The sequence below is a fragment of the Mycobacterium sp. BMJ-28 genome, from assembly GCF_054404835.1.
The window spans coordinates 4,969,245-4,993,849 of the sequence record NZ_CM136783.1; the positions used below are offsets into that span (position 1 = coordinate 4,969,245).

The 24,605-nt window shown below is 68.8% G+C and carries 24 protein-coding genes and 1 pseudogene; 8 read left to right on the forward strand and 17 right to left on the reverse strand.

The features are described 5' to 3' along the window. The first annotated feature begins 23 nt into the window (after nucleotides 1-23). Nucleotides 24-782 carry a DeoR/GlpR family DNA-binding transcription regulator gene (locus tag ACXPWS_RS24645; protein WP_458709166.1) on the forward strand — a complete coding sequence of 253 codons (759 nt, stop codon included), beginning with the start codon at nucleotides 24-26 and terminating at the stop codon, nucleotides 780-782. 30 nt (nucleotides 783-812) lie between these two features. Here the strand turns inward: ACXPWS_RS24645 and ACXPWS_RS24650 are convergent, their stop codons facing one another. Next, nucleotides 813-1,736 carry an alpha/beta fold hydrolase gene (locus tag ACXPWS_RS24650; protein WP_458709167.1) on the reverse strand — a complete coding sequence of 308 codons (924 nt, stop codon included), beginning with the start codon at nucleotides 1,734-1,736 and terminating at the stop codon, nucleotides 813-815. Further along, complete coding sequence (gene glmS / locus ACXPWS_RS24655) at nucleotides 1,736-3,607, reverse strand: glutamine--fructose-6-phosphate transaminase (isomerizing) (protein WP_458709168.1); 1,872 nt, start codon at nucleotides 3,605-3,607, stop codon at nucleotides 1,736-1,738. Before glmS ends, ACXPWS_RS24650 begins: the two co-directional genes overlap by 1 nt. 141 nt (nucleotides 3,608-3,748) lie before the next feature. Between glmS and ACXPWS_RS24660 the strand changes: the two genes are divergently transcribed. Then, complete coding sequence (locus ACXPWS_RS24660) at nucleotides 3,749-4,591, forward strand: dienelactone hydrolase family protein (RefSeq protein WP_458709169.1); 843 nt, start codon at nucleotides 3,749-3,751, stop codon at nucleotides 4,589-4,591. A 92-nt stretch (nucleotides 4,592-4,683) separates the two neighbouring features. Here the strand turns inward: ACXPWS_RS24660 and ACXPWS_RS24665 are convergent, their stop codons facing one another. Continuing rightward, entirely contained in the window at nucleotides 4,684-5,400 is a 717-nt protein-coding gene (locus ACXPWS_RS24665; protein WP_458709170.1) for an SDR family oxidoreductase, read from the reverse strand. A gap of 70 nt (nucleotides 5,401-5,470) precedes the next feature. Between ACXPWS_RS24665 and ACXPWS_RS24670 the strand changes: the two genes are divergently transcribed. Both ACXPWS_RS24670 and ACXPWS_RS24675 read left to right on the forward strand, forming a co-directional pair. Further along, entirely contained in the window at nucleotides 5,471-6,349 is an 879-nt protein-coding gene (locus tag ACXPWS_RS24670; RefSeq protein WP_458709171.1) for a LysR family transcriptional regulator, read from the forward strand. 200 nt (nucleotides 6,350-6,549) lie between these two features. Next, complete coding sequence (locus ACXPWS_RS24675; RefSeq protein ID WP_458709172.1) at nucleotides 6,550-7,899, forward strand: DEAD/DEAH box helicase; 1,350 nt, start codon at nucleotides 6,550-6,552, stop codon at nucleotides 7,897-7,899. On the opposite strand, the gene ACXPWS_RS24680 is transcribed toward ACXPWS_RS24675, so the two are convergent. The 13 genes from ACXPWS_RS24680 to ACXPWS_RS24740 form a co-directional block, all read right to left on the reverse strand. Next, the gene (locus tag ACXPWS_RS24680) at nucleotides 7,896-8,552 is read right to left on the reverse strand and encodes a TetR/AcrR family transcriptional regulator (protein WP_458709173.1); all 657 of its coding nucleotides are present in this window, start codon (nucleotides 8,550-8,552) and stop codon (nucleotides 7,896-7,898) included. The genes ACXPWS_RS24675 and ACXPWS_RS24680 overlap by 4 nt on opposite strands. Before the next feature lie 64 nt (nucleotides 8,553-8,616). Next, nucleotides 8,617-9,858 carry a hypothetical protein gene (locus ACXPWS_RS24685; protein ID WP_458709174.1) on the reverse strand — a complete coding sequence of 414 codons (1,242 nt, stop codon included), beginning with the start codon at nucleotides 9,856-9,858 and terminating at the stop codon, nucleotides 8,617-8,619. Continuing rightward, a complete protein-coding gene (locus ACXPWS_RS24690) occupies nucleotides 9,855-10,160 on the reverse strand; it encodes a type VII secretion target (protein WP_458709175.1) in 306 nt (101 codons plus the stop codon). The genes ACXPWS_RS24685 and ACXPWS_RS24690 overlap by 4 nt, the downstream gene beginning before the upstream one ends. A 49-nt stretch (nucleotides 10,161-10,209) precedes the next feature. After that, a complete protein-coding gene (glmM, locus tag ACXPWS_RS24695) occupies nucleotides 10,210-11,544 on the reverse strand; it encodes a phosphoglucosamine mutase (protein ID WP_458709176.1) in 1,335 nt (444 codons plus the stop codon). 95 nt (nucleotides 11,545-11,639) lie between these two features. Next, entirely contained in the window at nucleotides 11,640-12,080 is a 441-nt protein-coding gene (gene rpsI, locus ACXPWS_RS24700) for a 30S ribosomal protein S9 (protein ID WP_458713684.1), read from the reverse strand. A gap of 98 nt (nucleotides 12,081-12,178) precedes the next feature. Further along, nucleotides 12,179-12,622, reverse strand: coding sequence for a 50S ribosomal protein L13 (gene rplM / locus ACXPWS_RS24705; protein ID WP_458709177.1), 444 nt, complete (start codon nucleotides 12,620-12,622; stop codon nucleotides 12,179-12,181). 316 nt (nucleotides 12,623-12,938) lie between these two features. Next, nucleotides 12,939-14,822: a propionyl-CoA synthetase gene (locus ACXPWS_RS24710; protein ID WP_458709178.1), complete on the reverse strand. Its 1,884-nt coding sequence runs from the start codon at nucleotides 14,820-14,822 to the stop codon at nucleotides 12,939-12,941. Continuing rightward, the gene (locus tag ACXPWS_RS24715) at nucleotides 14,710-15,252 is read right to left on the reverse strand and encodes a hypothetical protein (protein ID WP_458709179.1); all 543 of its coding nucleotides are present in this window, start codon (nucleotides 15,250-15,252) and stop codon (nucleotides 14,710-14,712) included. The genes ACXPWS_RS24710 and ACXPWS_RS24715 overlap by 113 nt, the downstream gene beginning before the upstream one ends. Next, nucleotides 15,249-15,608, reverse strand: coding sequence for a glycerol dehydratase reactivase beta/small subunit family protein (locus tag ACXPWS_RS24720; RefSeq protein WP_458709180.1), 360 nt, complete (start codon nucleotides 15,606-15,608; stop codon nucleotides 15,249-15,251). Before ACXPWS_RS24720 ends, ACXPWS_RS24715 begins: the two co-directional genes overlap by 4 nt. Then, nucleotides 15,601-17,472: a diol dehydratase reactivase subunit alpha gene (locus ACXPWS_RS24725; RefSeq protein ID WP_458709181.1), complete on the reverse strand. Its 1,872-nt coding sequence runs from the start codon at nucleotides 17,470-17,472 to the stop codon at nucleotides 15,601-15,603. The genes ACXPWS_RS24720 and ACXPWS_RS24725 overlap by 8 nt, the downstream gene beginning before the upstream one ends. 11 nt (nucleotides 17,473-17,483) lie before the next feature. Further along, on the reverse strand, nucleotides 17,484-18,077 hold the full coding sequence (locus ACXPWS_RS24730; protein ID WP_458709182.1) for a propanediol/glycerol family dehydratase medium subunit: 594 nt from the start codon (nucleotides 18,075-18,077) through the stop codon (nucleotides 17,484-17,486). Beyond that, entirely contained in the window at nucleotides 18,074-19,792 is a 1,719-nt protein-coding gene (locus ACXPWS_RS24735; RefSeq protein WP_458709183.1) for a propanediol/glycerol family dehydratase large subunit, read from the reverse strand. Before ACXPWS_RS24735 ends, ACXPWS_RS24730 begins: the two co-directional genes overlap by 4 nt. Before the next feature lie 14 nt (nucleotides 19,793-19,806). Next, the gene (locus ACXPWS_RS24740; protein ID WP_458709184.1) at nucleotides 19,807-20,235 is read right to left on the reverse strand and encodes a diol dehydratase small subunit; all 429 of its coding nucleotides are present in this window, start codon (nucleotides 20,233-20,235) and stop codon (nucleotides 19,807-19,809) included. Nucleotides 20,236-20,516: 281 nt separating this feature from the next. On the opposite strand from ACXPWS_RS24740, the gene ACXPWS_RS24745 reads away from it, so the two are divergent. From ACXPWS_RS24745 to ACXPWS_RS24760, 4 genes and pseudogenes are all read left to right on the forward strand, one after another. Next, the gene (locus ACXPWS_RS24745) at nucleotides 20,517-21,275 is read left to right on the forward strand and encodes a (2Fe-2S)-binding protein (RefSeq protein WP_458709185.1); all 759 of its coding nucleotides are present in this window, start codon (nucleotides 20,517-20,519) and stop codon (nucleotides 21,273-21,275) included. Nucleotides 21,276-21,483: 208 nt separating this feature from the next. After that, on the forward strand, nucleotides 21,484-22,086 hold the full coding sequence (locus tag ACXPWS_RS24750; RefSeq protein ID WP_458709186.1) for a response regulator transcription factor: 603 nt from the start codon (nucleotides 21,484-21,486) through the stop codon (nucleotides 22,084-22,086). Further along, nucleotides 22,079-23,227, forward strand: coding sequence for a uroporphyrinogen-III C-methyltransferase (gene cobA, locus ACXPWS_RS24755; protein ID WP_458709187.1), 1,149 nt, complete (start codon nucleotides 22,079-22,081; stop codon nucleotides 23,225-23,227). Before ACXPWS_RS24750 ends, cobA begins: the two co-directional genes overlap by 8 nt. A 59-nt stretch (nucleotides 23,228-23,286) precedes the next feature. Continuing rightward, nucleotides 23,287-23,717, forward strand: a pseudogene (locus ACXPWS_RS24760) (histidine phosphatase family protein). On the opposite strand, the gene ACXPWS_RS24765 reads toward ACXPWS_RS24760, so the two are convergent. Next, complete coding sequence (locus ACXPWS_RS24765) at nucleotides 23,703-24,416, reverse strand: MIP/aquaporin family protein (protein ID WP_458709188.1); 714 nt, start codon at nucleotides 24,414-24,416, stop codon at nucleotides 23,703-23,705. The pseudogene ACXPWS_RS24760 and the gene ACXPWS_RS24765 sit on opposite strands and share 15 nt — an antisense overlap. Nucleotides 24,417-24,605 lie beyond the last annotated feature (189 nt).

Here is a 24,605-nt window from a genome sequence, read left to right on the forward strand (position 1 = left end):
GTTCGCCGATCAGAATGTCAACCGTGGATTCAGAGAGTCGCCAGAGCCGCATCGTCGAGTTCGCCCGGACCAGAGGGCGCGTCGAAGTGCTGCCGCTGGCCGAGGAACTTCAGGTCGCCTCGGAGACCATCCGGCGCGACCTGAAGGTGCTGGCCGGGCGCCGGCTGCTCAAGCGGGTGCACGGCGGCGCCATCCCGTTGGAGACCGCGGCCTTCGAATCCACCGTCGAATACCGCAGCCAGGTCGACCTGTCCCAGAAGCACCGGATTGCCGCCGCGGCCGCCAACCAGTTGCACGGGGCCGAAACCGTGTACCTGGACGAGGGTTTCACCCCGCGGCTGATCGCAGAGAAGATCGCCGGGCGAGACCTGACGGTGGTGACATCGTCACTGCTGGCGGCCGAGGCCCTCGCGCACAGCGACACCGTGACGGTCCTGTTGCTCGGCGGCCGGATGCGCGGCAGAACGCTTGCCACGGTGGATCATTGGGCCGTGGAACGGCTGCGCACGCTGGTGATCGACGTGGCCTTTCTGGGCACCAACGGGATCACCGTCGAACACGGGCTGACCACCCCTGACCCGGCGGTGGCGGCGGTCAAGCAGACCGCCGTCGCGGTGTCCACCCGGCGAGTCCTGGTCGCGGCCCATTCCAAATTCGGGCAGACCAGCTTCTGCCGGTTCGCCGAAGTGTCCGATTTCGAATCCATCATCACCGGTTCCGAGCTGCCGACCGCGCAGGCACATCGATACGAAATCCTGGGGCCTAGCGTCATCCGGGCCTGAACCTCCCGTAGCAGGACGCACCTTTGCGGGCTACGGCGCGTCCACGCCGTCCCAGAACCGGTGCGCCCGCGCGGCGATCTCGTCGGGAAACTCACCATTGATGGCGTGTGACGCCGACGTCCAGAGCTCGACCCGGCCGTGCGGCAACAGTTTCCGGGCGGTGTCGGCGGCCAGCCTGCCGTCGTGGATGACGCTGCGCCCGGCGATCAATGCCAGCACCGGCATGTCCAGCGACCCCAGCTGGGCGTCGCTGAATCGGGTGAGCGCGGGCTGGCGTGATGCGAAGTCGGCGGTCCCGGCGTCGATCAAGGCCGCCACCGGGTCGCCGGCGCGGAGCTCCGCGCCGCCTGCGATCCAGCGCAACACCCGGCGGCGTACCCGGTCCGGCATGCGGGGCAGGCCCATCGGCGCGACGGCCACCATGGTGCGAATCGGTATGGGCGCAAACGTCATCACCGGATCCAGCAAGACCAGGGAAGCCACCCGTGCCGGATGGTGCACGGCGAAGTTCACCGCACTCCAGCCGCCGAACGACACCCCGGCCAGGTGCACGGAGTCCAGCCCCAGCGCGATGAGCAGCTCACCGAACCACCAGGCCTGGTCGGCTGCGCAGGTCAGCGGCAGCCGCTGAACCGACAAGCCGGGTTCGCCGAGCAGGTCCACACAGTAGACCGTCCGGTGCGCGAGCAGGCCGGGCAGATTGCCTGCCCACATCGGCGTCGAGGAATTGCGGCCGGGCAGCAGCACCACGGGGCGTCCGGCGGGCTGCGGCGAAGTGACCGGGGATTCGAATGTGACCAGTGGGCTGCCGAACCGGTAGGCCCGCACGGTGCCGAAAGTGGTTGGCACATCCAAGGATTCAGCGACCCGCGGGAGCTCTGCCATCCCCGCTTCGTACGCGGCGAGAAAATGCGTGCGGGCGGACTCGCTGCGCCAGCCGCCGACGCCCGCCACTACTCGACGGTCACCGACTTGGCCAGGTTGCGCGGCTTGTCCACGTCGTAACCGCGCGCCTGGGCCACCCCCGCCGCGAACACCTGCATCGGGATCGTCGACAGCAATGGCTGATAAAGCGTTGACACCGCCGGGATCTCGATCAGATGGTCGGCGTACGGCGCCACCGTGTCGTCGCCCTCCTCGGCGATGACGATGGTGACCGCTCCGCGGGCCTGGATCTCCCGGATGTTGCTCAGCAGCTTGGCGTGCAGGGTGGCCGCGCTCTTGGGTGAGGGCATCACCACGATGACCGGCAGGTCGTCTTCGATCAGCGCGATCGGGCCGTGCTTGAGCTCGCCGGCGGCGAACCCCTCGGCATGCATGTACGCCAGCTCCTTGAGCTTGAGTGCCCCCTCCAGCGCCACCGGGTAGCCGACGTGACGTCCCAGGAACAGCACCGCCGAGGACTGCGCGAACCGGCGCGCCAACTCCCGCACCGGCTCCATGCAGGTGAGCACCCTGGCCACCTGATCGGCCATCGCCTCCAGGTCGTGGTACTCGCGCGCCACCTCATCGGGGTACTTCGTGCCCCGCGCCTGGGCGAGAGCAAGTCCGACAAGGTAATTGGCGACCAGCTGGGCCAGGAAAGTCTTGGTCGAGGCCACGCCGATCTCCGGCCCGGCGCGGGTGTAGAGCACCGCGTCGGCCTCCCGCGGAATCTGGCTGCCGTTGGTGTTGCAGATGGCCAGCACCTTGGCCTTCTGTTCCTTGGCGTGCCGCACCGCTTCGAGGGTGTCGGCCGTCTCACCGGACTGGGAGATGGCGATCACCAGCGTGCTCCGGTCCAGAACCGGGTCGCGGTAGCGGAATTCGCTGGCCAGCTCGACCTCGACCGGAAGCCGGGTCCAGTGCTCGATGGCGTATTTGGCCAGCAGACCGGAATGGTAGGCGGTGCCGCAAGCGACGATGAAGACCTTGTCGACCTCGCGCAGTTCCTGGTCGGACAGGCGCTGCTCGTCGAGCACGATGCGGCCACCGACGAAATGCCCGAGCAGGGTGTCCGACACCGCGGCCGGCTGCTCGGCGATCTCCTTGAGCATGAAGTAGTCGTAGCCGCCCTTCTCGGCGGCACTGAGGTCCCAGTCGATGTGAAATTCCCGGGCCGGTGCGTCCTGGCCGGCGAAATCGGTCACCCGGTAGCCATCGGCGGTGATCACCACCGCCTGGTCCTGGCCCAGCTCGACCGCGTCCCGGGTGTGCTCGATGAACGCCGCGACGTCGGAGCCGACGAACATCTCCCCGTCCCCGACGCCGACCACCAGCGGGGTGGACCGGCGGGCGGCCACGATGGTGCCCGGATCGTCGGCGCTGGCGAACACCAGGGTGAAATGTCCTTCCAGGCGACGCAGCACCGACAGCACGGAGCCGACGAAGTCCCCGGCGGTGGCGCTCTCCCGATAGGCATGGGCGACCAGGTGTACGGCCACCTCGGAATCGGTATCGCTGGCGAACTCGACGCCGGCGGCCTCCAACTCGGCCCGCAGCGATGCGAAGTTCTCGATGATGCCGTTGTGCACGACGGCGAACTTGCCGCTCGCGTCCCGGTGCGGGTGCGCATTGCGGTCGGTGGGCCGGCCGTGGGTGGCCCACCGGGTATGCCCCATTCCGGCGGTGCCGGCCAAACCTGCCGCGTCGGTCGCCCGTGTTTCCGCGAGCGCTTCCTCCAGATTGGCCAACCGGCCGGCGCGGCGCCGCACGACCAGGCCGCCGTCGCCGTCGAGCAGGGCGACACCCGAGGAGTCGTAGCCGCGGTACTCCATCCGGCGCAACGCATCGACCACGATCTCGCAGGCGGGGCGCCGTCCGACGTAACCGACGATTCCACACATAGTGACTCAGGGTAGTGCAGGCGCGCGGCCGGTCGTATCTCGCGAGCGTGCCCGCAGATCGCCGATCGGGCGGTTTTCGCGATCTGGGTGCACATTCGCGGCCGCTGGGTCCCCCTTCGACCCGTGCACTAGGGTCGACGCGTGGCCAAGACGAAGAAACTCTTCGCTGCTCTGACGCGGCGCGGTCCGCACCGTGTACTGCGAGGTGACCTGGCCTTCGCCGGCCTGCCCGGCGTCGTCTACACACCCGAGTCGGGCCTGGGCCTGCCCGGTGTGGCCTTCGCCCACGACTGGTTGACGAGTGCCGCCCGCTACGCGGGGACGCTGGAACATCTCGCGTCCTGGGGCATCGTGGCGGCGGCACCGGATACCGAGAAATCGCTGGCACCCTCGGTGCTCAACGCGGCATTCGACCTGGGCACCACGCTGGACATCGTGGCCGGGGTGCGGCTGGGGCCGGGCAAGATCAGCGTCCACCCGGGCAAGCTGGCGGTGGCAGGCCACGGTTTCGGTGGATCCGCCGCCGTGTTCGCGGCCGCCGGAATGTCCGGCAAGCTCAAGGCCGCGGCTGCGCTGTTTCCGGCGGCCACCAGTCCGCCGGCCGAACAACCGGCGACCGGCTTGACCGTGCCCGGGCTGATCCTGCGGGCCCCTTCCGATGGCACGGCCATCCGTTCCAACGCCGACGCGCTGTCCGGCGTGTGGCGCACCGCGACGACACGCACGGTGTCCAAGGCCGAATCGGGCGGGCTTGCCGAGGGCCGCCGGCTGGGCAGGGTCTTCGGTCTGCCCGGCGCCGATCGCGCCACCCAGAAGGCCACCCGGGCCCTGCTGACCGGTTATCTGCTGTTCGTGCTGGCCGGCGACAAGACCTATCGGGATTTCGCCGATCCCGAGATCACCCTGCCCAAGACCGTTGCGCCCGACCCGGACGCCGCCGCGCCCACGCTGGAAGACAAGGTCGTGGCCCTGCTCAAGGGTTGAGCTCCGGCGACGCCCCCGCCCGGGGCTGACCAAATCCCACTGGCGCTGTACATCGGCGGCATGGCGGGCAACAAGGACGAGGCGCTCACCGCTTAGACCAGCGTCGCACCCCCATCGACCGTGAGCACCACACCGGTGCCGAACTCCTGCTCCATGCAGTACACATAAGCCAATGCGGTGTCTGTGACCGCGCCGATGCGTCCCGCCGGAAGGTTCCGCCCGAATTGGTCGTGGATCGCCTGGCGGTCGGTCTCGCTCAGCCCCGACCACAGCGGCGTTTCGATCGGGCCCGGTGCGACGGTGTTCACCCGCAGTGGCGCGAGTTCCTGCGCCAGCGCCCTGGTCATCGCGTTGATCGCCCCGCACACCGCCGTGGGCAGCGCCCCGAGCCCCGGTTTCTCGGCGGCGGTGCCACTCGTCATCGTGATCGAGCCGCCCTGGCTGATTCGCGGCGCGAACACCCGGATCGCCTGCACCAGGCCCACGAAGCGGGTGCCGATCAAACCCCCGATCGCCTCGTCGGTCAGGTCGGCGAGTCCGACCACCTCCAGCGCCTCCCCCGCGGTGAACACCATGTGCTCGATCTGGCCGATCTCATCGGCCAGACGGCGCAACCCGGCCGGGTCTGTGAGGTCTACGGTGGCCCCTCGGGCGTGGCCGGGCAAGCCGGCCAGCGCGCGGTCGACGCTGGACTGGTTGCGGGACAACACAATCGGGGTGCCTCCGCGGTCGGCGACCGCGGACGCGACGCCCAGGCCGATGCCGGAGGTACCGCCGATGACGAGGACTCGTGCGTTCGTGAGATTCATGTCCCCACTGTCCGTCCGCAACCGGAATGCGTCCAAGACCCTTTTCGCCGCCCGGCGATACCCTTGGGGTATGACCGCCGCCGACCTCGATCTGCGCAAGCTGCGCTATTTCGTCGCGGTCGCCGAGGAGCTGAATTTCGGACGGGCTGCCCGGCGTCTGCACATCGCCCAACCGGTGCTGTCCCGCCAGATCCGAGCGTTCGAGGATGATCTCGGCGTGCCGTTGTTCGTCCGTGGTTCTCGCGGTACCCAGTTGACCAGCGCCGGGGCGCAGCTGCTGCAGGACGCGAAGGTTCTGCTCGACGAGGTCGCGGCGGTGCGACACCGACTGTCCAGGACCGCGCTGCCCACCGGGACCGTGACGGTCGGGGTGATGGCCGGGTTGCGGGCGACGGCGGCGGCTGCCGCCTTCGAAGCCGCCGGTCCCGGCCGCCGCGCCGTGGTACGGCAGGTTGGGTGGCGCGAGCAGGTGGAAGTGGTCCGTACCGGCGAAGTGGACGTGGTGTACGCCCGGATCGTGAACGATCACCGGGGACTGGGTACGGCGGAGTTACTGGAGGAGCCGTTCGACGCAGTGCTGCCCAGCGGGCATCCGTTGGCGGCGCAGGCGTCCGTGCGGCTGGCCGATCTCGTCCAATTACCGCTGCTGCAGGATCCGGCGATGCTGCCGGAATGGCAGGCGCTGACCACTTCCGGTGCGCGCTGGGCGCCGTCGCACCACACGATCAGAAGTGTCGAGGACAAACTCGAACTAGTCGCCGCCCGTGGGGGATTCGTGGTGCTGCCGCGGTCGACGACAACGTACTACCGTCGCCCCGATGTGCAGGTGGTGCCGATCGAGGACCTGCGCCCCGGCCGCGTGACCTTGGTCTGGGATGCAGGCGTCGACAATCCGCTGCGCGATGAGTTCGTGGCTGCGGCACTGGCCTGTCGCGATGACACGCTCTGACCCCCCGCGCGTGACGCTCGCCTCATAATTCGTGCTCGCGCGCCTCGTTGGGTAACCTAAGTCCCAGCGGCATCGTCTGTTCTGCCTTTTGCCGCCTCGCCAGGGCGTATTTCACGCCCTGCTCGATCGTCACACCGAGCGCCGCGGGACCACCCCGCGCCGGGCAGGACGACCACACTCGACTTTTCTGGAGCATTCACGTGTCCACGTTTGCCGACCTCGGCCTGCCCGAGGCCGTCGTCACCACTCTCGCTGCCAACGGCATCGATTCCCCTTTCCCGATCCAGTCCGCGACCCTGCCGGATTCCCTGGCCGGCCGCGACGTGCTGGGCCGCGGCCGCACCGGCTCGGGTAAGACCTACGCCTTCCTGCTGCCGCTGGTCAGCCGCCTGGCGGCCAACCCCACGCCGCGTCGTCCCAAGACGTTCCGGGCGTTGATCCTGGCTCCGACCCGTGAACTGGTCGCCCAGATCGACGCCGCACTGGCTCCGCTGGCCCAGGCCACCGGGCTGCGGTCGGCCACCATCTTCGGTGGTGTCAGCGCCAACCCGCAGATCGACAAGCTGCGCAACGGTATCGACATCGTCATCGCCTGCCCCGGCCGCCTCGAGGATCACGTCAAGTCCGGCTACGCCGACCTGTCCGGCGTGCAGATCACCGTCCTCGACGAGGCGGACCACATGGCCGACCTGGGCTTCCTGCCCCCGGTCAAGCGCCTGCTGGACCGCACCCCGCGGGACGGCCAGCGGCTGCTGTTCTCGGCCACGCTCGACAACGGTATCGACGTCCTGGTCGACCGCTACCTGCATGACCCGGTGGTGCACAGCGTCGATTCCGAGCAGTCACCGGTCGCCGCGATGTCCCACCACGTCCTGCACGTGGACGGTGCGGCCCGCTTCGATGTGCTCACCGACCTGGCCGCGTCGCCCGGTCGCACCATCGTGTTCGCCCGCACCAAGTACGGCGCCAAAGGCCTTGCCCGCAAGCTGAATTCGCGTGGCGTTCCGGCAGTCGAGCTGCACGGCAACCTTTCTCAGAACGCTCGCACCCGTAACCTGGCGGCGTTCTCGGATGGTTCTGCCACCGTGCTCGTGGCCACCGACATCGCCGCCCGCGGTATCCACGTCGACGACGTCAGCCTGGTTGTGCACGCCGATCCGCCGATCGAGCACAAGGCCTATCTGCACCGGTCCGGACGTACCGCCCGCGCCGGAAACGACGGCACCGTCGTCACCTTGATGGTCGACGACCAGGTCTCCGACGTTCGCGTCCTGACCCGCAAGGCCGGTATCAAGCCGACGGTCACCAAGTTCAGCGGCACGTCCCATCCGGTGCTGCAGGAGATCGCCCCGGGCGAGCGGACTTTCACCGGCGCCCTGGTGGTAGCCGGTGCGGAGCCCGCCGCGACGCGTGCCCCGCAGCAGCCCGGCCGGCCGTCCGGTCAGCGCAGGCGCCCGGCTCGTTCCGGCGCCAACGCCGGTCGCGGAGGTCACGGCGGCGGCAGTGGCGCGGGCAACCGGTCACGCGGCGGGGCCGGGCAGCACCGCTAGCCGGTACGGCGCCTTCGGGTAGCCGCATTGTCGCGAGACCGCTTGTCGCCCAGCCGAATCAACTGGATGGCAGCGTCGGCGATCTCGTCGGGACCGATTTTCTCCCTGGGCTGGGACCATCTCGAGGTCGAGACGACCATGCCCAGGATCAGTCGCGCGGTGACGACGGGATCGCCCTCTTCGAGGTGACCACCTGTCATGCTGTCACGTACCACGGCGACCCAGAGTTTCTCGATCTGCCTGCTCCAGGATTGCCAGCGCGCATACACATTCGGCGGCAACCCGACGCCGCCGACGACCAGATCCAGGTAGCGGCGCATCTGCACGGCAGCGTGCGCCTGCACCCGGATCATCGCGGCGAGCTGCCCGGCGGGGGTATCGGCGCCCGCGATTGCCGCCCTGGTCCGCTCGCTCAGTTCGGTCGTGCACCGCTCGAAGAGAATCTCGACCAACTCTTCCTTCGTCGCGACGGAGCGGTACAGGGTCGCCCGGGAGACGCCCAGCTTGTCGGCCGCCTCGACGATGGATACCGCGTGGTACCCCCCTTTGGCATAGAGATCGGCCACCGCGTCGGCGACGGCATCGCGATCGATCGCGAGACGAGGCCTGCCGCGCAGTCGTCGCGGCGGCTCGACGTGTTCAGGCTTCGGCACTGCACCCCCTCGATACGGTCCTTCGACCGAATTCAAGGCTAGCCGTCACGAACCCTGGGTCAGCTCACTCCCCCGCCTGCGGCAGCTCGTCGGCGGCGATTTCGCACGGGGTGCGGGGTGGCTCCGGCGCGGGCTCGGGTGCCACCGGAGCGGCGACCGGCTCCGCCGCGACCGGTTCGGGCACCGGCGTGGGCGTCGCCGGATCCGGCACGGGCTCAATCACTTCGGTGGCCTCGGCGCCCTCTTCCGCCGTCCCCGGCACACCGTCGGGTGCCGCGTCGTCCTCGTCCTCGTCCTCGTTTTCGTCTTCTTTTTCGTCTTCGTCGCCCTGTGCTTCGGCGTCTTGGTCCGGGTCGCGCTCGTCGTCCTCGTCGAGGTCCGACCCGGAGGCATCCTCCTCGCCCAGATCGAACGGGTCGCCGGACATCGAGTCGGTCCCCGAGCTCAGCAATCCCCCGATGAGATCGGCGATCTGCTGACCGGCACCCGTCAAACCCGTTCCCACCGAGGACATCCCAGACCCCAGACCGCCTGCCGGGAATCCCCCGGAGAACGGGTCGCCCGCGGGCACCGACGCCGGCGGGACGGCAGGCGACGGGTCGGGCGAAGGGGGCGCGGCGGCGGGCGCGGCGCCCAGCAGCGATCCCGGCGCACCGAAGCCCGGCGGCTGCTCGGCCGACAGGCCGGCCGCGGCGGTGCCGTAGGCGTCGCGTACCGACCGTTTCGTGGAATCCATCACGTCGGCCCAGTCCGACCCGATCGCGACCGCCACGAACGGGTTGACCTTGCCGTCCACGATCTCACTGGCGGCATCCTGCGCGCCGGCACCGGTGGCCACGGCCCGGGCCGCCGGCCACCACTGTTCGCGTTCCGCGCGGTCCTCGATGTCCTGCACGGCGGCCACCTTCCCGGTCACCAATTGCCATAGCTCGTCCCGTAATCCGGCGAGGGTGTCGGCGACCCTGCGCAGCGCCGTCGCCGCCAGCTCGGAGGACTGCGCGTGTTGTGCGAGGGCCTGGGCCGCCACCTCGGCGGCCGGCCCCTGCCAGGCGTCGGCGAGCGTCACCCGCGCCTCGTCCTGTAACCGCACCGCCTCTTCGACCGTGCCGAGTGCGGCGGTGACGGCCTCGCAATCGGCGTCCAGCGCCCCCAGATCCATGCCGCCCTCGGCGGCGTAGGCATCGTGCAGCTGGGCCGGGTCGGCGCCGGGATGGCCCAGGGCGCGGCAGGCCGCAACATAGTCGGTCAGCACCTCGACGGCCGGGCCGCCCCGGGCCAGGGCGCCGTCGACGTCATCGCCGGTCATCCGAGCCGTCGCGCCGCGTGTACGTCGGCATCGGCGTAGTTCTGCACCGAGGTCCGCAGCAGCGCGGCGATCTGACGCGCGGCATGCGACCAGTCGGCCAGTCGCGCACAGGTCCCTTCGACCGCCGCGCGCACCGCGTCACCGGAGTCGGCGTAGGACCGGCCGGCCCTTGTCCCGTCGAAACTGAGCCGCGTCAGGTGCGAGCGCAGCGCCGTGTCCAGTAATTCGGCGGCGGTGTCGTAGCGGCACGCGGCGCCCAGAACCGCGGCGGTGTCGATCCGGGCGGCAGTGAGTTGTCCCATGCTTGATTAGGACGCGGCGGGCACCCGATCGGTTCCCTGCGGAGCAGGACTATTCGTGGCCGCTCACCGATTCGGCGACCCGGACCGCCAGCTGGCGAGCGGTGTCCTCGTCGGCGGCTTCGACCATCACCCGGACCACTTGCTCGGTTCCCGAGGGGCGCAACAGGATTCGGCCGGTGTCACCGAGTTCGGCCTCGGCCTGGGCCACCGCGGTTTGGACCGATGGTGCCTGTGCCACGGTTGCCTTGTCGGCGACTGCCACGTTGATCAGCACCTGGGGAAGGGTCTGCATGGGCGCCGAGAGCTCGGCGAGGGTCAGCTTCGTCTGCGCCATCCGCGACATCAGCCGCAATCCGGTGACCACGCCGTCGCCGGTGGTACCGAAAGCCGGCAGCACGATGTGGCCGGACTGCTCGCCACCGAGGGAGAACTCGCCGTCGCGCAGCTCTTCGAGTACGTACCGGTCGCCGACGGCGGTGGTGCGCACCTCGATACCGGCCGCGCGCATCGCCAGGTGCAGGCCCAGGTTGCTCATCACGGTGGTGACGAGTGTGTTGGACGCCAGTTCACCGGCGTCGTGCATGGCCAGCGCGAGCGTCACCATGATGGCGTCGCCGTCGACGATCTCGCCGCGCGCGTCGACGGCCAGGCAGCGGTCGGCGTCACCGTCGTGGGCCAGGCCGAGATCGGCGCCATGAGCGAGGACCGCTTGGCGCAGCGTGTCCATATGGGTGGATCCGCAGCCGTCGTTGATGTTGAGGCCGTTGGGTTCGGCGTGCAGGGCGATCACGGTGGCGCCCGCGGCACGATAGGCACGGGGGGCGGCGTCGAACGCCGCACCGTTGGCGCAGTCGACGACGACGGTCAGCCCGTGCAGTGGCGTGGTGACCGCTTTGTGTACATGGCGCAGATAGCGCTCCAGGGCGTCGACGGCGTCGATCACCCGCCCGATCCCGGCGCCGAGCGGACGGTTACCGGGTCCGGCGTTGACCAGTTCCTCGATGCGGTCCTCGGTGGCGTCGTCGAGCTTGTGCCCGCCGGGGCCGAAGATCTTGATGCCGTTGTCGGGCATCGCGTTGTGCGACGCCGAGATCATCACGCCGAAATCTGCGTCGTAGGCGTTGGTCAGGTACGCCACCGCGGGCGTGGGCAGCACCCCCACGCGCAGCGCGTCGACCCCCTCGGCGGTCAGTCCGGCGATGACGGCGGCTTCCAGCATCTCGCCGCTGGCCCGCGGGTCGCGGCCGACCACGGCGATGCGCCGGCGGGCGGTGTCAACGCTGCCGAGGCGTGCCGTGGCAGAACCCAGCGCCAGGGCCAGTTCCGCGGTCAGCTCCCGGTTGGCGACACCACGCACACCGTCGGTACCGAAAAGTCGGCGCATCTTCGTTTGGTCCTCCTCGCGCGGGCGCACTCTCCATGAAATGCCGAAGGCGGGCGTGTCCATAGTGCGACACGCCCGCCCACGAGCAGAAACGATCAGCGCTTGCTGTACTGAGGCGCCTTACGGGCCTTCTTGAGACCGTACTTCTTGCGCTCGATGGCACGCGGGTCACGGGTCAGGAAGCCCGCCTTCTTCAGGGCCGGACGATCCTCGGGCTGCACGATGATCAGCGCACGCGCGATGGCCAGACGCAGCGCGCCGGCCTGGCCGGACGGGCCGCCACCATCGAGGTGGGCGTAGACGTCGAAGCTGTCCACCCGGTCGACGGTGACCAGCGGGGCCTTGATCAGCTGCTGGTGCACCTTGTTCGGGAAGTACGCCTCCAGCGTGCGGCCGTCCAGGTGGAACTTGCCGGTGCCGGGAACCAGGCGAACCCGGACCACGGCTTCCTTGCGGCGACCGACGGTCTGGATGGGGCGGTCGAGGTAGATCGGCTCCCGCGCGGGGGCCTCGTCGACCACGGCTTCCTCGGCCACCTCGTAGGACTCGGTGGTCTCAGGGGCCTCAACAGCTTCGGTGGCCTCGGGGGCCTGCTCGAGGACCTCTTCGGTCACTTCGGTCACTTCGGATTCGGTCACTGCGCCACCTGCTTGATCTCGAACGGAACCGGCTGCTGCGCGGCGTGCGGATGATCCGGGCCGGCGTACACCTTCAGCTTCTTCTGAATCTGACGGCTCAGCTTGTTGTGCGGGAGCATGCCGACGATCGCGTTCTCGACGACCCGGGTCGGGTGCTTCTCCAGCAGCTCACCGAGGGTGCGCTTACGCAGGCCGCCGGGGTAACCCGAGTGGCGGTAAGCGAACTTGTTGGTGAGCTTGTCGCCGCTGACGGCGATCTTCTCGGCGTTGATGACGATGACGAAATCGCCACCGTCGACATTGGGGGTGAATGTCGGCTTGTGCTTGCCACGGAGCAGCTTGGCTGCTTCCACGGCGAGCCGGCCGAGCACCACGTCCTGGGCGTCGATGACATACCACTGATGTGTGGTGTCACCCGCCTTCGGCGTGTAAGTAGGCACAGTTGCCACCTTCTCTTCTCGGGTTGGTTGCCGGTCCGGTGCACGCCCGTCGGTATCCCAGCGACCGACGTTGACCTGGGAACCACCTCCCCTTGCGGGGGCGGCGCACACCAACGGAGCAGCTTACCGGGCGCCGTCACCGCAGGTCAAAATGCCTTCTCCGGTTGCGTGAGATCTGGCGGCACAGCTGACCGCGGTTCAGGCGGATATCACCCGCCAACAGGTCGACGCGATCGTGATTGCGGCGAACCACTCCCTGCTGGGCGGGGGCGGTGTGGACGGGCGGATCGCAGGCGAGCCGGGGCTGCCGGACGTATCAGGGCGCCAGGATCGGGCGCAGCGCGTGCAGGGCGTTGGGGTCTTCGATGGTCGAGGGCAGCGGCTCGTCCTTGCCGTGCGCGATGGCGCGCATCGCTTTGCGCAGGATCTTGCCCGACCGCGTCTTCGGCAAGGCCGGCACGATGTCGACCAGTTTGAAGCTGGCGACCGCACCGATCTCGTTGCGCACCGACGCCACCAATTCTTGTGCCAGGTCGCCGGCCGACACTTCTGCCGCCGCGTTGGCCTTGAGCACGACCAGACCCCTGGGCACTTGGCCCTTGATCTCGTCGGCCACTCCGATCACGGCGCATTCGGCGACCGACGGGTGCGCGGCCAGCACCGCCTCGATGGCACCGGTCGAGAACCGGTGCCCGGCCACGTTGATCACGTCGTCGATGCGGCCCATCACGAACAGGTAGCCGTCCTCGTCGAGATAGCCGCCGTCACCGGTGAGGTAGTAGCCCGGGTATTCACGCAGATAGGACGCCTCATACCGGGCGTCGTCCCCCCACAGCGTGGGAAGCGTCCCCGGTGGCAGCGGCGTACGGATGCACACCGCACCTTCCTCCCCCGCTCCGCACGGCACGCCGTCGGCGGTCAGGATCTGCACGTCATAACCGGGCATCGGCACGGTCGGCGAACCGGCCTTGAACGGTAACCGCTCGACTCCGACGGGATTGGCGGCGATGGCCCACCCCGTCTCGGTCTGCCACCAGTGATCCACCACGGGAACGCCGAGCTTGCGCACCGCCCAGTGATAGGTATCGGGATCCAGCCGTTCACCGGCCAGGAACAGATGCGCCAGCGAGGACACGTCATAGCGCGCCAGATATGCGCCGTCGGGATCTTCCTTGCGGATGGCCCGAATCGCCGTCGGCGCGGTGAACAGCACTTTCACCCGATGTTCCTCGATCACCCGCCAGAACGCGCCGGGGTCGGGGGTGCCCACCGGTTTGCCCTCGTAGAGCACCGTGGTGGCGCCCAGCAGCAGTGGCGCGTAGACGATGTAGGAGTGCCCGACCACCCAGCCGACATCCGAGGCGGCCCAGAACACCTCGCCGGGGGCCATGTCGTAGACGTGCCGCATGCTCCACAGCAGGGCCACCGCGTGGCCGCCGTTGTCGCGCACCACGCCCTTGGGTTTCCCGGTGGTGCCCGAGGTGTAGAGCACGTAGAGCGGGTCGGTGGCCGCCACCGGCACCGCGTCCTGCGGGGTGGCGGTGCGCATGGCCTGGTGCCAGTCCAGGTCGCGGCCGGCCACGAGGTCACATGACAATTGCTCGCGTTGCACGATGACGCAATGCGCCGGCGGATGCACCGACGCTTCCAGCGCGGCGTCCAGCATCGGCTTGTAGGCGACGATGCGTGACGGTTCGATGCCACAGGACGCCGAGACCACGACCTTGGGCTGGGCGTCATCGATCCGGGCGGCGAGTTCGTGGGCGGCGAAACCGCCGAACACCACCGAGTGCACCGCCCCGATCCGGGCGCAGGCCAGCATCGCGATGACCGCCTCCGGAATCATCGGCAGGTAGATCACCACCCGGTCGCCCTTGGTCACGCCCAGCCCGTGCAGGACCCCGGCGAACCTGGCGACCTCGTCGAGCAGCTCGCCGTAGCTGAAGGTGCGAGCGTTGCCCGCGACCGGGGAGTCATAGATCAGGGCCGCCTGCGCGGCACGACCGCCGGCGACGTGGCGGTCCAGGGCGTTGATGCAGGTGTTCAGCTCGCCGTCCGGAAACCACCGGTAGAACGGCGGATTGTCGTCATCGAGTACCTGCTCTGGTTTGCGCGTCCAGGTGACCGCCTCGGCGGCCTGCGCCCAGAACGCGGCAGGCTCCTTGATGCTGGCCTGGTAGAGCTCCCTGTAATCGCCCATCGCGGGGCACACCTCCATCGTTTTCCGGGGTCCTATGCACGGCGTCGGCCAGATTCGCCTCGGCGAGTTCGATCATGCTGCGCCAGAAGATTTTTCGGTCGAGTGTCAGATTCGCGACGACCGCCTCGCGCCACTGGGCGACGAACGGACCGAAGGTACGGTTCTCGTCCAGCAGGTCGGCGGTGACGGCGACCAGGACGCGGCCGGCGGGTTCGTCGTGCCCCATGGTCCGCCACATCCGGGCCGTGGTGCGCAGCCGGCGACGGTGTTCGACCAGTGCGGAGAGCAACCAGCGGATGGCCCGGCGCTCGTCATCGCCGATCCAGGCGGCGTCGCCGCAACTCTTGAGGAACGCCTGCTGAGATTTGGTCGTCTCGCTGAGGTCGTCGAGGACCCGGACGGTCTCGGCCTGGATCACGCCGGTGCTCACGGGGCCACCGCGCGCAGCGGTACGCCGACGACGATGCGGGCCGCGTTGTGCCCCAGGGTGCGTGCCGTCCCTGCGGCCGCGGCCGGTCCGCTGAACAGCCCGGTGGTGGCCCCGGCCAGTTTCTCGTGCTGCACGCTGACCCGGCCCTGCGCATCGATACCGACTCCGACGCCGAGGGAAGATCCGAGCGCGGCCGCGCGGGCCAGGACGTGCGCGTCGTCGTCACCTCGGCGCTGTTCGAGCAGCGCCGGTACACCTTCCTCTTCGATACCCGCGAGCACCTCGTTCACGATCCGGTCGGCGCCGCAACTGATCACCGAGATCGCCGGCGGCACCGGCTGCCCACCGTCACGCATGTGCGTCCACCCTCGCCGTCGCGTAGGAGGCCACCAGCCCGGATGCCACCGCGTTGCGGGGCCCTTCGGTGCCGCGGACATTGCCGGTGCCGCAGACGATCCCGTATGGGGCGAGCGCATCGGCGATCAACTGCGGAATCTCGAAATCCAGGGCGCAGCCGCCCAGCAGCACCACGAAGCCGATCTGCCGCAGGTCACCGCCCGGAGCAATGCTCCGCAGGGCCCGCAGCGCGTTGACCACGAAAACCCGTTCCTTCGCGGTGCGACGCACCGTGCGGATGCGCTCCAGGGAATGCCGGGTCGGGATGGGGCTCATCCCGGTGTCCTCCAGCGTCACCACCCGAGCAAATGCGGTCGCGGGCAGCGGAGTTTCGAAGAACTGGACGGTTCCGTTCTCCAACCGGACGTGAAAGAAGCTCTCCGCCTTGCCCAGTGGGCAGCGTTTGATCTGCTCGGCCAGCTCCAGATTGTCCAGCCCCAGCTCGGCGTCGATCAGTTTGGTGACCAGGTCGCCGGCCCCGGCCAGGTGGATCGCCTCGGTGTGGCCGTCGGCCCGGATCATCGCCGCGTCGGACGAACCGCCGCCGAGATCCAGGACCACCAGCGGCTTATCGGTGCCCGGGGTGGTCAACGCACCGAGCACGGCCATCTCGGCCTCGACTCCGCCCACCACCACGTCGACCGCCGTGGCGCCCATCCCGCGCAGGCGGGCGGCCACCGCGTCGGCGACCGTTTGCATCCCGCTCTCCTTGGTGCGCACCATCGCCGCCAGTGCGACGGCGTTCTCCAGGGCGACCTCCCCGGCCACCCCACCGCGCACCTCCTCGGGCACCAGCGTGTCGATCGCCAGCAGATCCTGGATGTGCACGTCGGCCAATTCGTGGTTGGACAGATCGGCCATGCTCTGCCGGACGTTGGCGATCATGCCGCCGGAATTGGTCCCGGACTCGCCGATCACGTCGGCCAATGGGCTGACCCGTGCCACCTCGGCCATCAAATCCGTTGCCCCGCGGGACACGTCGATGGTCGCGGTCTTCGTGGCGCCGATCAGCCGCAGGGCCCCGGCCGGGATGGCCCGGTCCGCGACGTCGCCCGACGGGGTGCGTACCACGACCGCCGACCGGTTACCGGTCAGTGCCCGCGCGACCGGCGACACGACCTTGGTCTGTTGCGGATCGAGTCCGAAAATCGTTGCCAGGCCGTAGGCATTCGACAGCGTCCGGATGGATTGGCCGGGGGCCGCCACCTCGACGGCGGCGATCATGCCGCGCGGCACCGCCTCGATCCGCGACACCTCGTCGATGATCGGGATCGAGGTGTCCAGCCGGTTGGCCACCAGCACCGCATCGTCGTTGCGCAGGATCGCGCCGGTGATCTCGACACCCCGGTGCGTCGCCGCATTGATGGTGGCCGCGGCGACGTCGAAATCGACATTGCCGGGAACCACCAGGATGATCGGTTCACCGGTCGTAATGTCGGACAGCTGCGCGAAATCGACGATCGTGCCCACGCCCAGACCGCGGCCACCCGGGGTGCGCGGATCGTGGCCGATCATCGTCGACTCGGTGATGATCGTCTCGGTGATGGTCTCCATCGCCAGCCCGCTGATCACCGGGGTGGCCTCGTTGAGCAGCACCACATCGAGGTCGGCGATGGCCACGCCGGCATTCTGCAACGACCAGACCACCGCCTTGGCCACTCCGTCAATGTTCTTGACGGTGCCCTTGATGCCGGTGGTCCGAGTCAGCGCGACCCCGATGAATTCAGGGCTTCCGTCGGGTTCGACCGTGGCCAGACTGGCCTCGGTGGTGGAGTTCCCGATATCCACCCCGACGACCGTGCGTGCCGCGGCGTCGTTTCCCAAACCGAACTCCTCTATGAACCGACCGCGGCCGCGGAGAACTCCGGCATCACCTCGACCGGTTTGGCGTCCTTGCGGACCAGTTCGGTCTCCTTGAGGTGCAGCAGCGCCGCCTTGGCCTGCCAGCGCGGGCGGGCCATTTGATCGTTGAGCGTCGGGACCGGTTCCGGGGACTCACCTTTGGCGTACTGCGCGGCATTGGAGCCGATCCTGCGGTAGGTCTCCAAGGTCAGCAGCGGGCATTGCGGAAACAGCTCCAGGCTGGACAACCGCGGCAGATCGCGCTGGTGGATCATCGAGGTCCCGCGCGACAGGATGCCGATACCGATGCCCGATCCGGACAGCCGGGCCGCGGTGTGCGACATCGCCGCGAGATCGGAGGTGTTGCGCACCCGGATCACCCGGGCGCTGACCTCCTGCTCCTCGATTCCCGCCAGCACCTGGCGGATCACCTCGGACAGCGGGATGTCGACGATGGTCTTGCTGAACAGTTCGCCGAATCCCGGTGACACCGCGATGACGACCTCGTCGGGCCGCGTACCGCGGCCTGCGGGGCCGATCTCGGTGAAGGTGAGTTCGCGCCGAACGTCGTTGGATGTCAAAGTCATTCCACCTCTATTTCGGGGTTCGATGCGCTCGTGACGTGGCGCAGCCGCTTCATCTCTTCCCACCGTTCGCCCGACGGGCGGTATCCGGTGCCGGGGCCCGCGTAATCGTTGGCGTCGTTGATCGCCGACAACGGTGCGCCCTTGGTGAGGATGGCCGAGGTCTGCAGCAGATCACCGGAGACCCGCTGGCGCAGGCTGGCCAGCACGTTCTCGGCGATATCGGAGAAGCCGGTGGCTTCCAGCGCCTTGACCAGGTCGAGCCCGGTGATGTTGCGATCCATCACCTGCTGCGCACCTTTGAGGTCCTCCAGCACGTCACGCGGAATCAGGTCCTGACTTCCGTTGGCGTACACCGCCGTCTCGACCTCGTTGTCGGTGATCGGCGGCAAGTCCAGGTATTTGAACACCGCCTGCAGCGCCTTGGCCGCCTTGGTGCGTGCCGCCAGGATCTCGGACTCCTTGACATGACGCAGCCCGCCGTCGATCTGCAGGTCTCGCTGGATGGTGTTGAAGTCGTCGAAATCGTCGCTGTCCACGTTCGATCCGGCGAACATGTTGTCGTAGTTGGGCACTGCCGAATAGCCCGAGCACACGAAGTCGGTGCCCGGCATCATCTGCGGCATCAACCGGGCGGTGCGCCGCATCGGGGAATGCGAGAACGACTGATCGTTGCCCGACGCGCATTCCAGGTCCACCGCCGAGGCGATCAGGTTCTCGGCGGCCACCGCGCGGATACCGCCGGGCACCGCACCGGGCACGCCGATACAGGAGATCGAGCCGTTCTGCAGACCCTGCACCCCGGCACCCTTGGTCACCAGGATGCACCGGATCTCCAGGTACAGCATGGATTTCCCCTGGGCATTGCCCATCTGCACCTCCGAGCCGGTCCCGGAAGTGAACCGCATCTTGATGCCGCGGGACGCGTACGCCGCGGCCAGGAACGCCTTCGACCACGGCGTGTCGTCCCCGTCGACGAAGACCGGTTCGGTGCCGTACACCGAGATGGTCTCGGCGTAGCCGGTGATTCCGCGCATCCCGAGCTCGAGCTCGGTGGCCTCCTCCAGGGCACACTGTGTCTGTGGGCCGGCCGCGCCGGCCTGGCTGCCGATCTGCTGGGCCATCGCGACCAGCGGCGCATACCGAACCACACCCAAAGTCGTTTCCACCTCGGCGAATCCGCGCAGGGTCGCCTCGGCGGCCTCACACGCGACCTGCAGCGGGTTGTCCCGTGCGCTGGTGCAGTGCGCCTGGTTGGCCGGTGTGCGGCGGGCCCGCATCTTCTGCATGCCCATCATGATCTCGACGATGTTCAGGTTCTTGGCCACCGCAAGGAGTTTCGCCGGGGTCAGACCCTTGGTGACCGCGATCACCTCGTCGCGGGTGACACCCGGATCGACCAGCATTCCGGCGATCTGGGCGGCCGGGATGGCCATCGACGCCTCCGTGGTGGCCACGTCGATCGCCTTGTCGGCGATGAACTGATCCAGGAAGTCGAAGTCCGCCCGCTCGGTGCCGTCCATCTCGACGATCAGGCCGTTCTTCACCCGGACACTGGGCTGCGGGTCGAACGGGCTGTCCATGGCGACCATGCCCACCTCGGGCCACTCCTCGACGAAACCGTCGAGGTTGACCGGCCGGGCTTCCAGTGCCTGGGTTCGCAGGGACACCCTGTCGTTGGTGGAGCCTGCCGCCGGGCTCTGCGCTACTGCCGTCATCTGTCGTGGTCTCCTTATTCGCTCTTGGCCAGGATGTCGCGGCGCTCGTACACCTCGGCGGCCTCGCGCACCAGCTCGGCAAGGTGAGTGGCGTCGTACTTGGTGGTGAGTTCATCGGCGATCGCGTCGAGCTCGGATCGGGTGGACGCGTTGGGCCGCAACGCGTTGTAGATCTCCAGTACCCGGGCATCCGATATCGCCGTCATCTCGGCCGCGCGGCGCAGATTCGCCCCCAGCTGCGGCCGCCCGACCCGCTCGGAGATCTGGGCCTGCAGGCGCAGGGTGTCGGGAGTGATCCGCAGGTCGGTCGACTCGATATCGCCGGCGACAACGGCCTCGATCGTGATGTCCTCGATCGACTTGCCGTTGGGGGTGAACAGCAGATCGCGCCGATGGACGCTGAGCGGATAGTCGGTCGCGGGGTCCAGGGTCGGTTCGGTCATGCACTGCTCCCAGTTCAGGGATGACCCCAGGCGGGTCACCTCGGTCCATTTGCTAGGTCCTTGTTCGTGACACGGACGGGCCGCGACCTGCCAATTGTGGCTCACGTCACGTTGCACGGGGGTTGCAGCGCGACCGCGGCCGGTATCCGCAGGTCACGGCGTCGACACCACCTCGGGCCCGCCGTTCGGTGAGGCGCCGCACTCCCCCAGCGTGCAGTTGTTCGGCGCGGCCGCCCCGGATGCTGGCGACAGCGCGGCCCGCGGGCTAACGTCCAACCACGATGACCGCCAGTCCGGTGCCGGCAGGCCCCTCAGACAGCGCCGGGTATCTGACCGAACTGGCCGGACTCGGCGAGTACTTCGCACTGCCGCTCGCACAGGGACCCGAATGGCATTCCGTCGCAGAACTTCTGGCCGCCAAGGCACTGGACGCGCATGTCGGCCGCACCCGTGCGGCGATGGCGGCAGCCGCCGGCTGCCCGGCCGGCGCGGTGGCGCTACGGGTGGCGGCGTCCTCATTTCAGCTGGGTGTGGCGGCGCGCCTGCTCTCCCCCGTCATCGGGGCCGCGGTGCGTTTCGGCGCGCTACCGGTACTGGACCGGCAGTCACTGCGATGGCGGCCCTCGGGCGGCCACACGATGCGATTCGCCGTCGCCGACCCGGAATGGCTGGCGGCCACCACGGCGCCCGCCGCGGCCGGGATCATCGCGGAATCGGTGGTGCCGGTGCTGACCGACCTCGGCGCGCGGCTGCGGGACCTGTCGTCGCTGTCCGCCCGGATCACCCTGGGCAATATCGCCTCGGCCGCCAACGGCGCGGTCACGGTGCTGGCGATATCCCGACCCGAACTCCAGACGCCCGGCCGGGGCCTGGTCCAGGCCCTGTTGCACACCGCGGCGCTCGCCGGGACCGGCAGCTTCATCGAAGACCGGTTTCGCAGGCGAAGCTGCTGCCTGTACTACCAGGCGCCACGATCGGGTCTGTGCGGTGACTGTGTGCTCACCGCGCCTGCCACGTCACAACCGGGTGCCGTGGGCTGACTTCATCTCTTTGCAACCCCGGTGCAACGCTGCCCGCGTTAGCATTCGCCGCTCAGCGGCAGGACGGAGTTCGACCATGGGCTGGTCACAGACGCGCTACGTACCACCCCCGCCGGGCAGCCGCGGCGCGGATATCGATACACATCCTGAAATCGATTCCACCACAGCACCCTTCGAGGAAACCGCACCGCTTCGCACGGTGTTCGTGATGAACGACGAGCTGCTGCGGCACGGCCTGATGCACGTTGTCGCACAGAGCCGGGGCATCCGCCTGGTGGCCGACCTCCCGCACGGAGTGGGACTGTCCGAGCGTCTGCGTGTGCACCGGCCCCAACTCCTGGTGGTCGGCCCCGAAGCCGCCACCGACCTGCCGACTCTGCTCGCCGAGCTGGACCCCGCGCCCAAAGTGGTGGCGGTCATCGACGGCGACGACAGCCGCGAACCAGCCTTGCCGATGATCCGTGCCGGCGTCGACGGTGTGGTGGATCGCCGCTCACCGTCGGCCGACCTGCTCGCCACCATCCTGCGGGTGATCGACGGACACAGCGCGCTCGACGGCCGAAGCGTGGACACCCTGCTCGGCGAGCTGCGCGCCCAAGCCGAGCCGGGCTATGCCCGGATGCTCACCCGGCGGGAAGGCGAAGTGCTCGGGCTGCTGACCAACGGGCTGGACAACCGCGCGATCGCCGGCACACTGTTCATCTCGGAGGCGACCGTGAAGTTCCATCTGCACAACATCATGGACAAGTACGGGGTACACAGCCGCGCGGCCCTGGTGGCCACAGTCCTGCGCGGACACCACCATGTCTGACCTGCCGGACGGCATGACCGCCGGCGATCCCGGCAGCGGTATCGCGCTGCGGCTGCCGGTCCGTGATCGTTCGGTGACGGTGGTGGGTTCCACCGGCCGGGCGCTGAGCGTCGTCGGCGCGCTGCTTTCTGCCGGCGCGGTTGTCACCGTGGTGGCGGCGCGGCCTGCGGCCTACCTGTCCGATCTCGCACAACGCGGCCTGATCCTGTTGCGGCCGCGCGATTTCCGCTCCGGCGATCTCGATGGCGCCGAGCTGGTGTTCAGCCATACCGGGACGGTCGATGCGGATCACCGGATAGCCGGGCTGGCCGGCGCTCGCGGTCTGTTCTGCATCGGGCCGGACGCTGCCGGCACCGCCGCGACGACGTCCGCGTCGCGACCGGGCAAGGTGATCATCGTCGGCGGCGGCCCCGGCGACCCCGGACTGCTCACCGTCGCCGGCCACGCCGCGCTGGCGCGCGCCGATGTCATTGTCGCCGACCGGCTCGCTCCCGTCGGCGTACTCAATGACATTGCGCCGCAGGCACGCATCATCGACGCATCGAAGGTGCCGGGCGGCCGGCGCACCGAGCAGAGCGAGATCAACGCGATGCTCATCGAACACGCCCTCGCGGGCCGTACGGTGGTGCGACTCAAGGGTGGTGACGGCTTCGTATTCGGCCGCGGCGGCGAGGAGGCCGACGAATGCGTACGCGCGGGTGTCACCGTCGAGGTGATACCCGGTGTCAGCTCGGCGATCGCGGCGCCCGCGGCAGCCCTGATCCCGGTCACCCATCGCGGCCTCACCCAGGGTTTCACCGTGATCTCCGGCCATGTGCCGCCCGGGCATCCGGAGTGCATGATCGACTATGCGGCACTGGCCCGCACGAACACCACCATCGTGCTGATGATGGCGGTGGCCAATCTGGCGCCGATCACCGACACACTGATACGGGCCGGGATGTCGGCAGCCACCCCCGCGGCGGTGATCGCAGACGGCACCCTGGCGGGCCAGCGCGAGATTCGCGCCGATCTCGGCACCATCGCCGCAGCGGCCCTCGGGGCGGGCGTGCGACCGCCGGCGACCACGGTGATCGGCGCGGTGGCCGGGTTTGTCGCCGGTGAAGCGGCCCGGCCGATGGCCGCGCAACTGAGCAGGTGACCGGCGCATCGGTGTGGGTGGTGCGTCACGGCGAATCGACCTGGAACGCCGCCGGCCGGATGCAACGGCAAAACCCGCATCCCCCGCTCACGGCCCGCGGCCTCGCGCAGGCACATGCCACCGCATACTCATTGCGCGACAAGCACATCGACCGCATCATCACTCCGACGCGGTGCGTGCCACACAGACCGCGCAGGCCATTGCCGCAGCCTTGGGGGTGCCGGTGTCAGTCGATATCCGGCTGCGTGAACGCGGCCGGATCGCCTCCGGTGGCCTGGAGGATCCCCACGACCGGGTGGTGTCGGCACTCGGTGACATCGCCGCCGCCGGCGGTCGGGCCGCGATCGTCACCCATGGCGATATCGTCTGCCTGGTACGCGATCTGGTGGGCGCCGGCGATGTCGACAGCTGTCGGTGGCGGTCCGGCTCCGAGGTACCCAATGGGGCCGTCCTGGCGATACGGCTGGACGGCGCATCAGGCCGGCAGTAGCTGGGCCACCCCGGCCGCCATGGCCGCGCCGATGAGCGGCGCCACCACGGGCACCCAGGCGTAGCCCCAATCCGGACCCGCCTTCCCCCGGATCGGCATCAGCGCGTACGCCAGTCGTGGTCCCAGATCCCGCGCGGGGTTGATGGCGTACCCCGTCGGTCCGCCCAGCCCGAAACCGATGGTGATGATGACGAACGACACCGCCGCATAACCGAGGTTCGTGTTGATCTGCGGATTGGTCAGAATCCAGATGACCAGGACGAACGTCGCGATGACCTCGGTGACGATGTTCCAGGGGATCACCCGCACGGCCGGTGAGGTGCAGAAGATGCCGCGGGTGCCGGAGTTGTCCTCCATGTTGTCGAATTGCAGTTTGAAAGCCGCCCAACACAACCAGGCACCGGTGAAACCGCCCAGTAGCTGCGCCGCCCAGTACACCGGCACCGTCGACCAGGGCACCCCGCCGGAGATGGCCACCGCCAGTGTGACGGCCGGGTTGATATGCGCGCCGGCCGGACTGGCGATACTGGCGCCGGCGAACACGGCGAATCCCCAGCCGATCACGATGACCACCCAGTCACCGCCGCCGCCGTGCGAGAACGAATTCTTCAGCGCGACCGCGGCCACCGAGCCGTTCCCGAGCAGACACAGCACCGCGGTGCCCAGGAACTCCCAGACGAAGATGTCGATATTCGACACTGACCCACCCTCTCTTGACCGCCAAAGACTCTGGCGCACAGTCTTTGTCCGGCCAAAGCCGGCAGGGTGGTTTTCTGCCCGTTCCTGTTCTCTTACTCGCCGAGGGTAGGGCGCGCGCTGATCGTTGGGTGAGTTTTTGATCAGGTTCTGCGAACGAGGCGCCGGCAAGCGCCCAATCACCCATCCAGA

Excerpts from the sequence above, each read along its gene's own strand:
- glmS (WP_458709168.1), bottom strand. The coding sequence starts at position 3,607 with ATGTGTGGAATCGTCGGTTACGTCGGACGGCGCCCCGCCTGCGAGATC.
- ACXPWS_RS24665 (WP_458709170.1), bottom strand. The coding sequence starts at position 5,400 with ATGAATCTCACGAACGCACGAGTCCTCGTCATCGGCGGTACCTCCGGC.
- ACXPWS_RS24670 (WP_458709171.1), top strand. The coding sequence starts at position 5,471 with ATGACCGCCGCCGACCTCGATCTGCGCAAGCTGCGCTATTTCGTCGCG.
- ACXPWS_RS24685 (WP_458709174.1), bottom strand. The coding sequence starts at position 9,858 with ATGACCGGCGATGACGTCGACGGCGCCCTGGCCCGGGGCGGCCCGGCC.
- ACXPWS_RS24690 (WP_458709175.1), bottom strand. The coding sequence starts at position 10,160 with ATGGGACAACTCACTGCCGCCCGGATCGACACCGCCGCGGTTCTGGGC.
- glmM (WP_458709176.1), bottom strand. The coding sequence starts at position 11,544 with ATGCGCCGACTTTTCGGTACCGACGGTGTGCGTGGTGTCGCCAACCGG.
- ACXPWS_RS24710 (WP_458709178.1), bottom strand. The coding sequence starts at position 14,822 with ATGGGCGATTACAGGGAGCTCTACCAGGCCAGCATCAAGGAGCCTGCC.
- ACXPWS_RS24720 (WP_458709180.1), bottom strand. The coding sequence starts at position 15,608 with ATGCGTGACGGTGGGCAGCCGGTGCCGCCGGCGATCTCGGTGATCAGT.
- ACXPWS_RS24730 (WP_458709182.1), bottom strand. The coding sequence starts at position 18,077 with ATGACTTTGACATCCAACGACGTTCGGCGCGAACTCACCTTCACCGAG.
- ACXPWS_RS24735 (WP_458709183.1), bottom strand. The coding sequence starts at position 19,792 with ATGACGGCAGTAGCGCAGAGCCCGGCGGCAGGCTCCACCAACGACAGG.
- ACXPWS_RS24740 (WP_458709184.1), bottom strand. The coding sequence starts at position 20,235 with ATGACCGAACCGACCCTGGACCCCGCGACCGACTATCCGCTCAGCGTC.
- ACXPWS_RS24745 (WP_458709185.1), top strand. The coding sequence starts at position 20,517 with ATGACCGCCAGTCCGGTGCCGGCAGGCCCCTCAGACAGCGCCGGGTAT.
- ACXPWS_RS24750 (WP_458709186.1), top strand. The coding sequence starts at position 21,484 with ATGAACGACGAGCTGCTGCGGCACGGCCTGATGCACGTTGTCGCACAG.
- cobA (WP_458709187.1), top strand. The coding sequence starts at position 22,079 with ATGTCTGACCTGCCGGACGGCATGACCGCCGGCGATCCCGGCAGCGGT.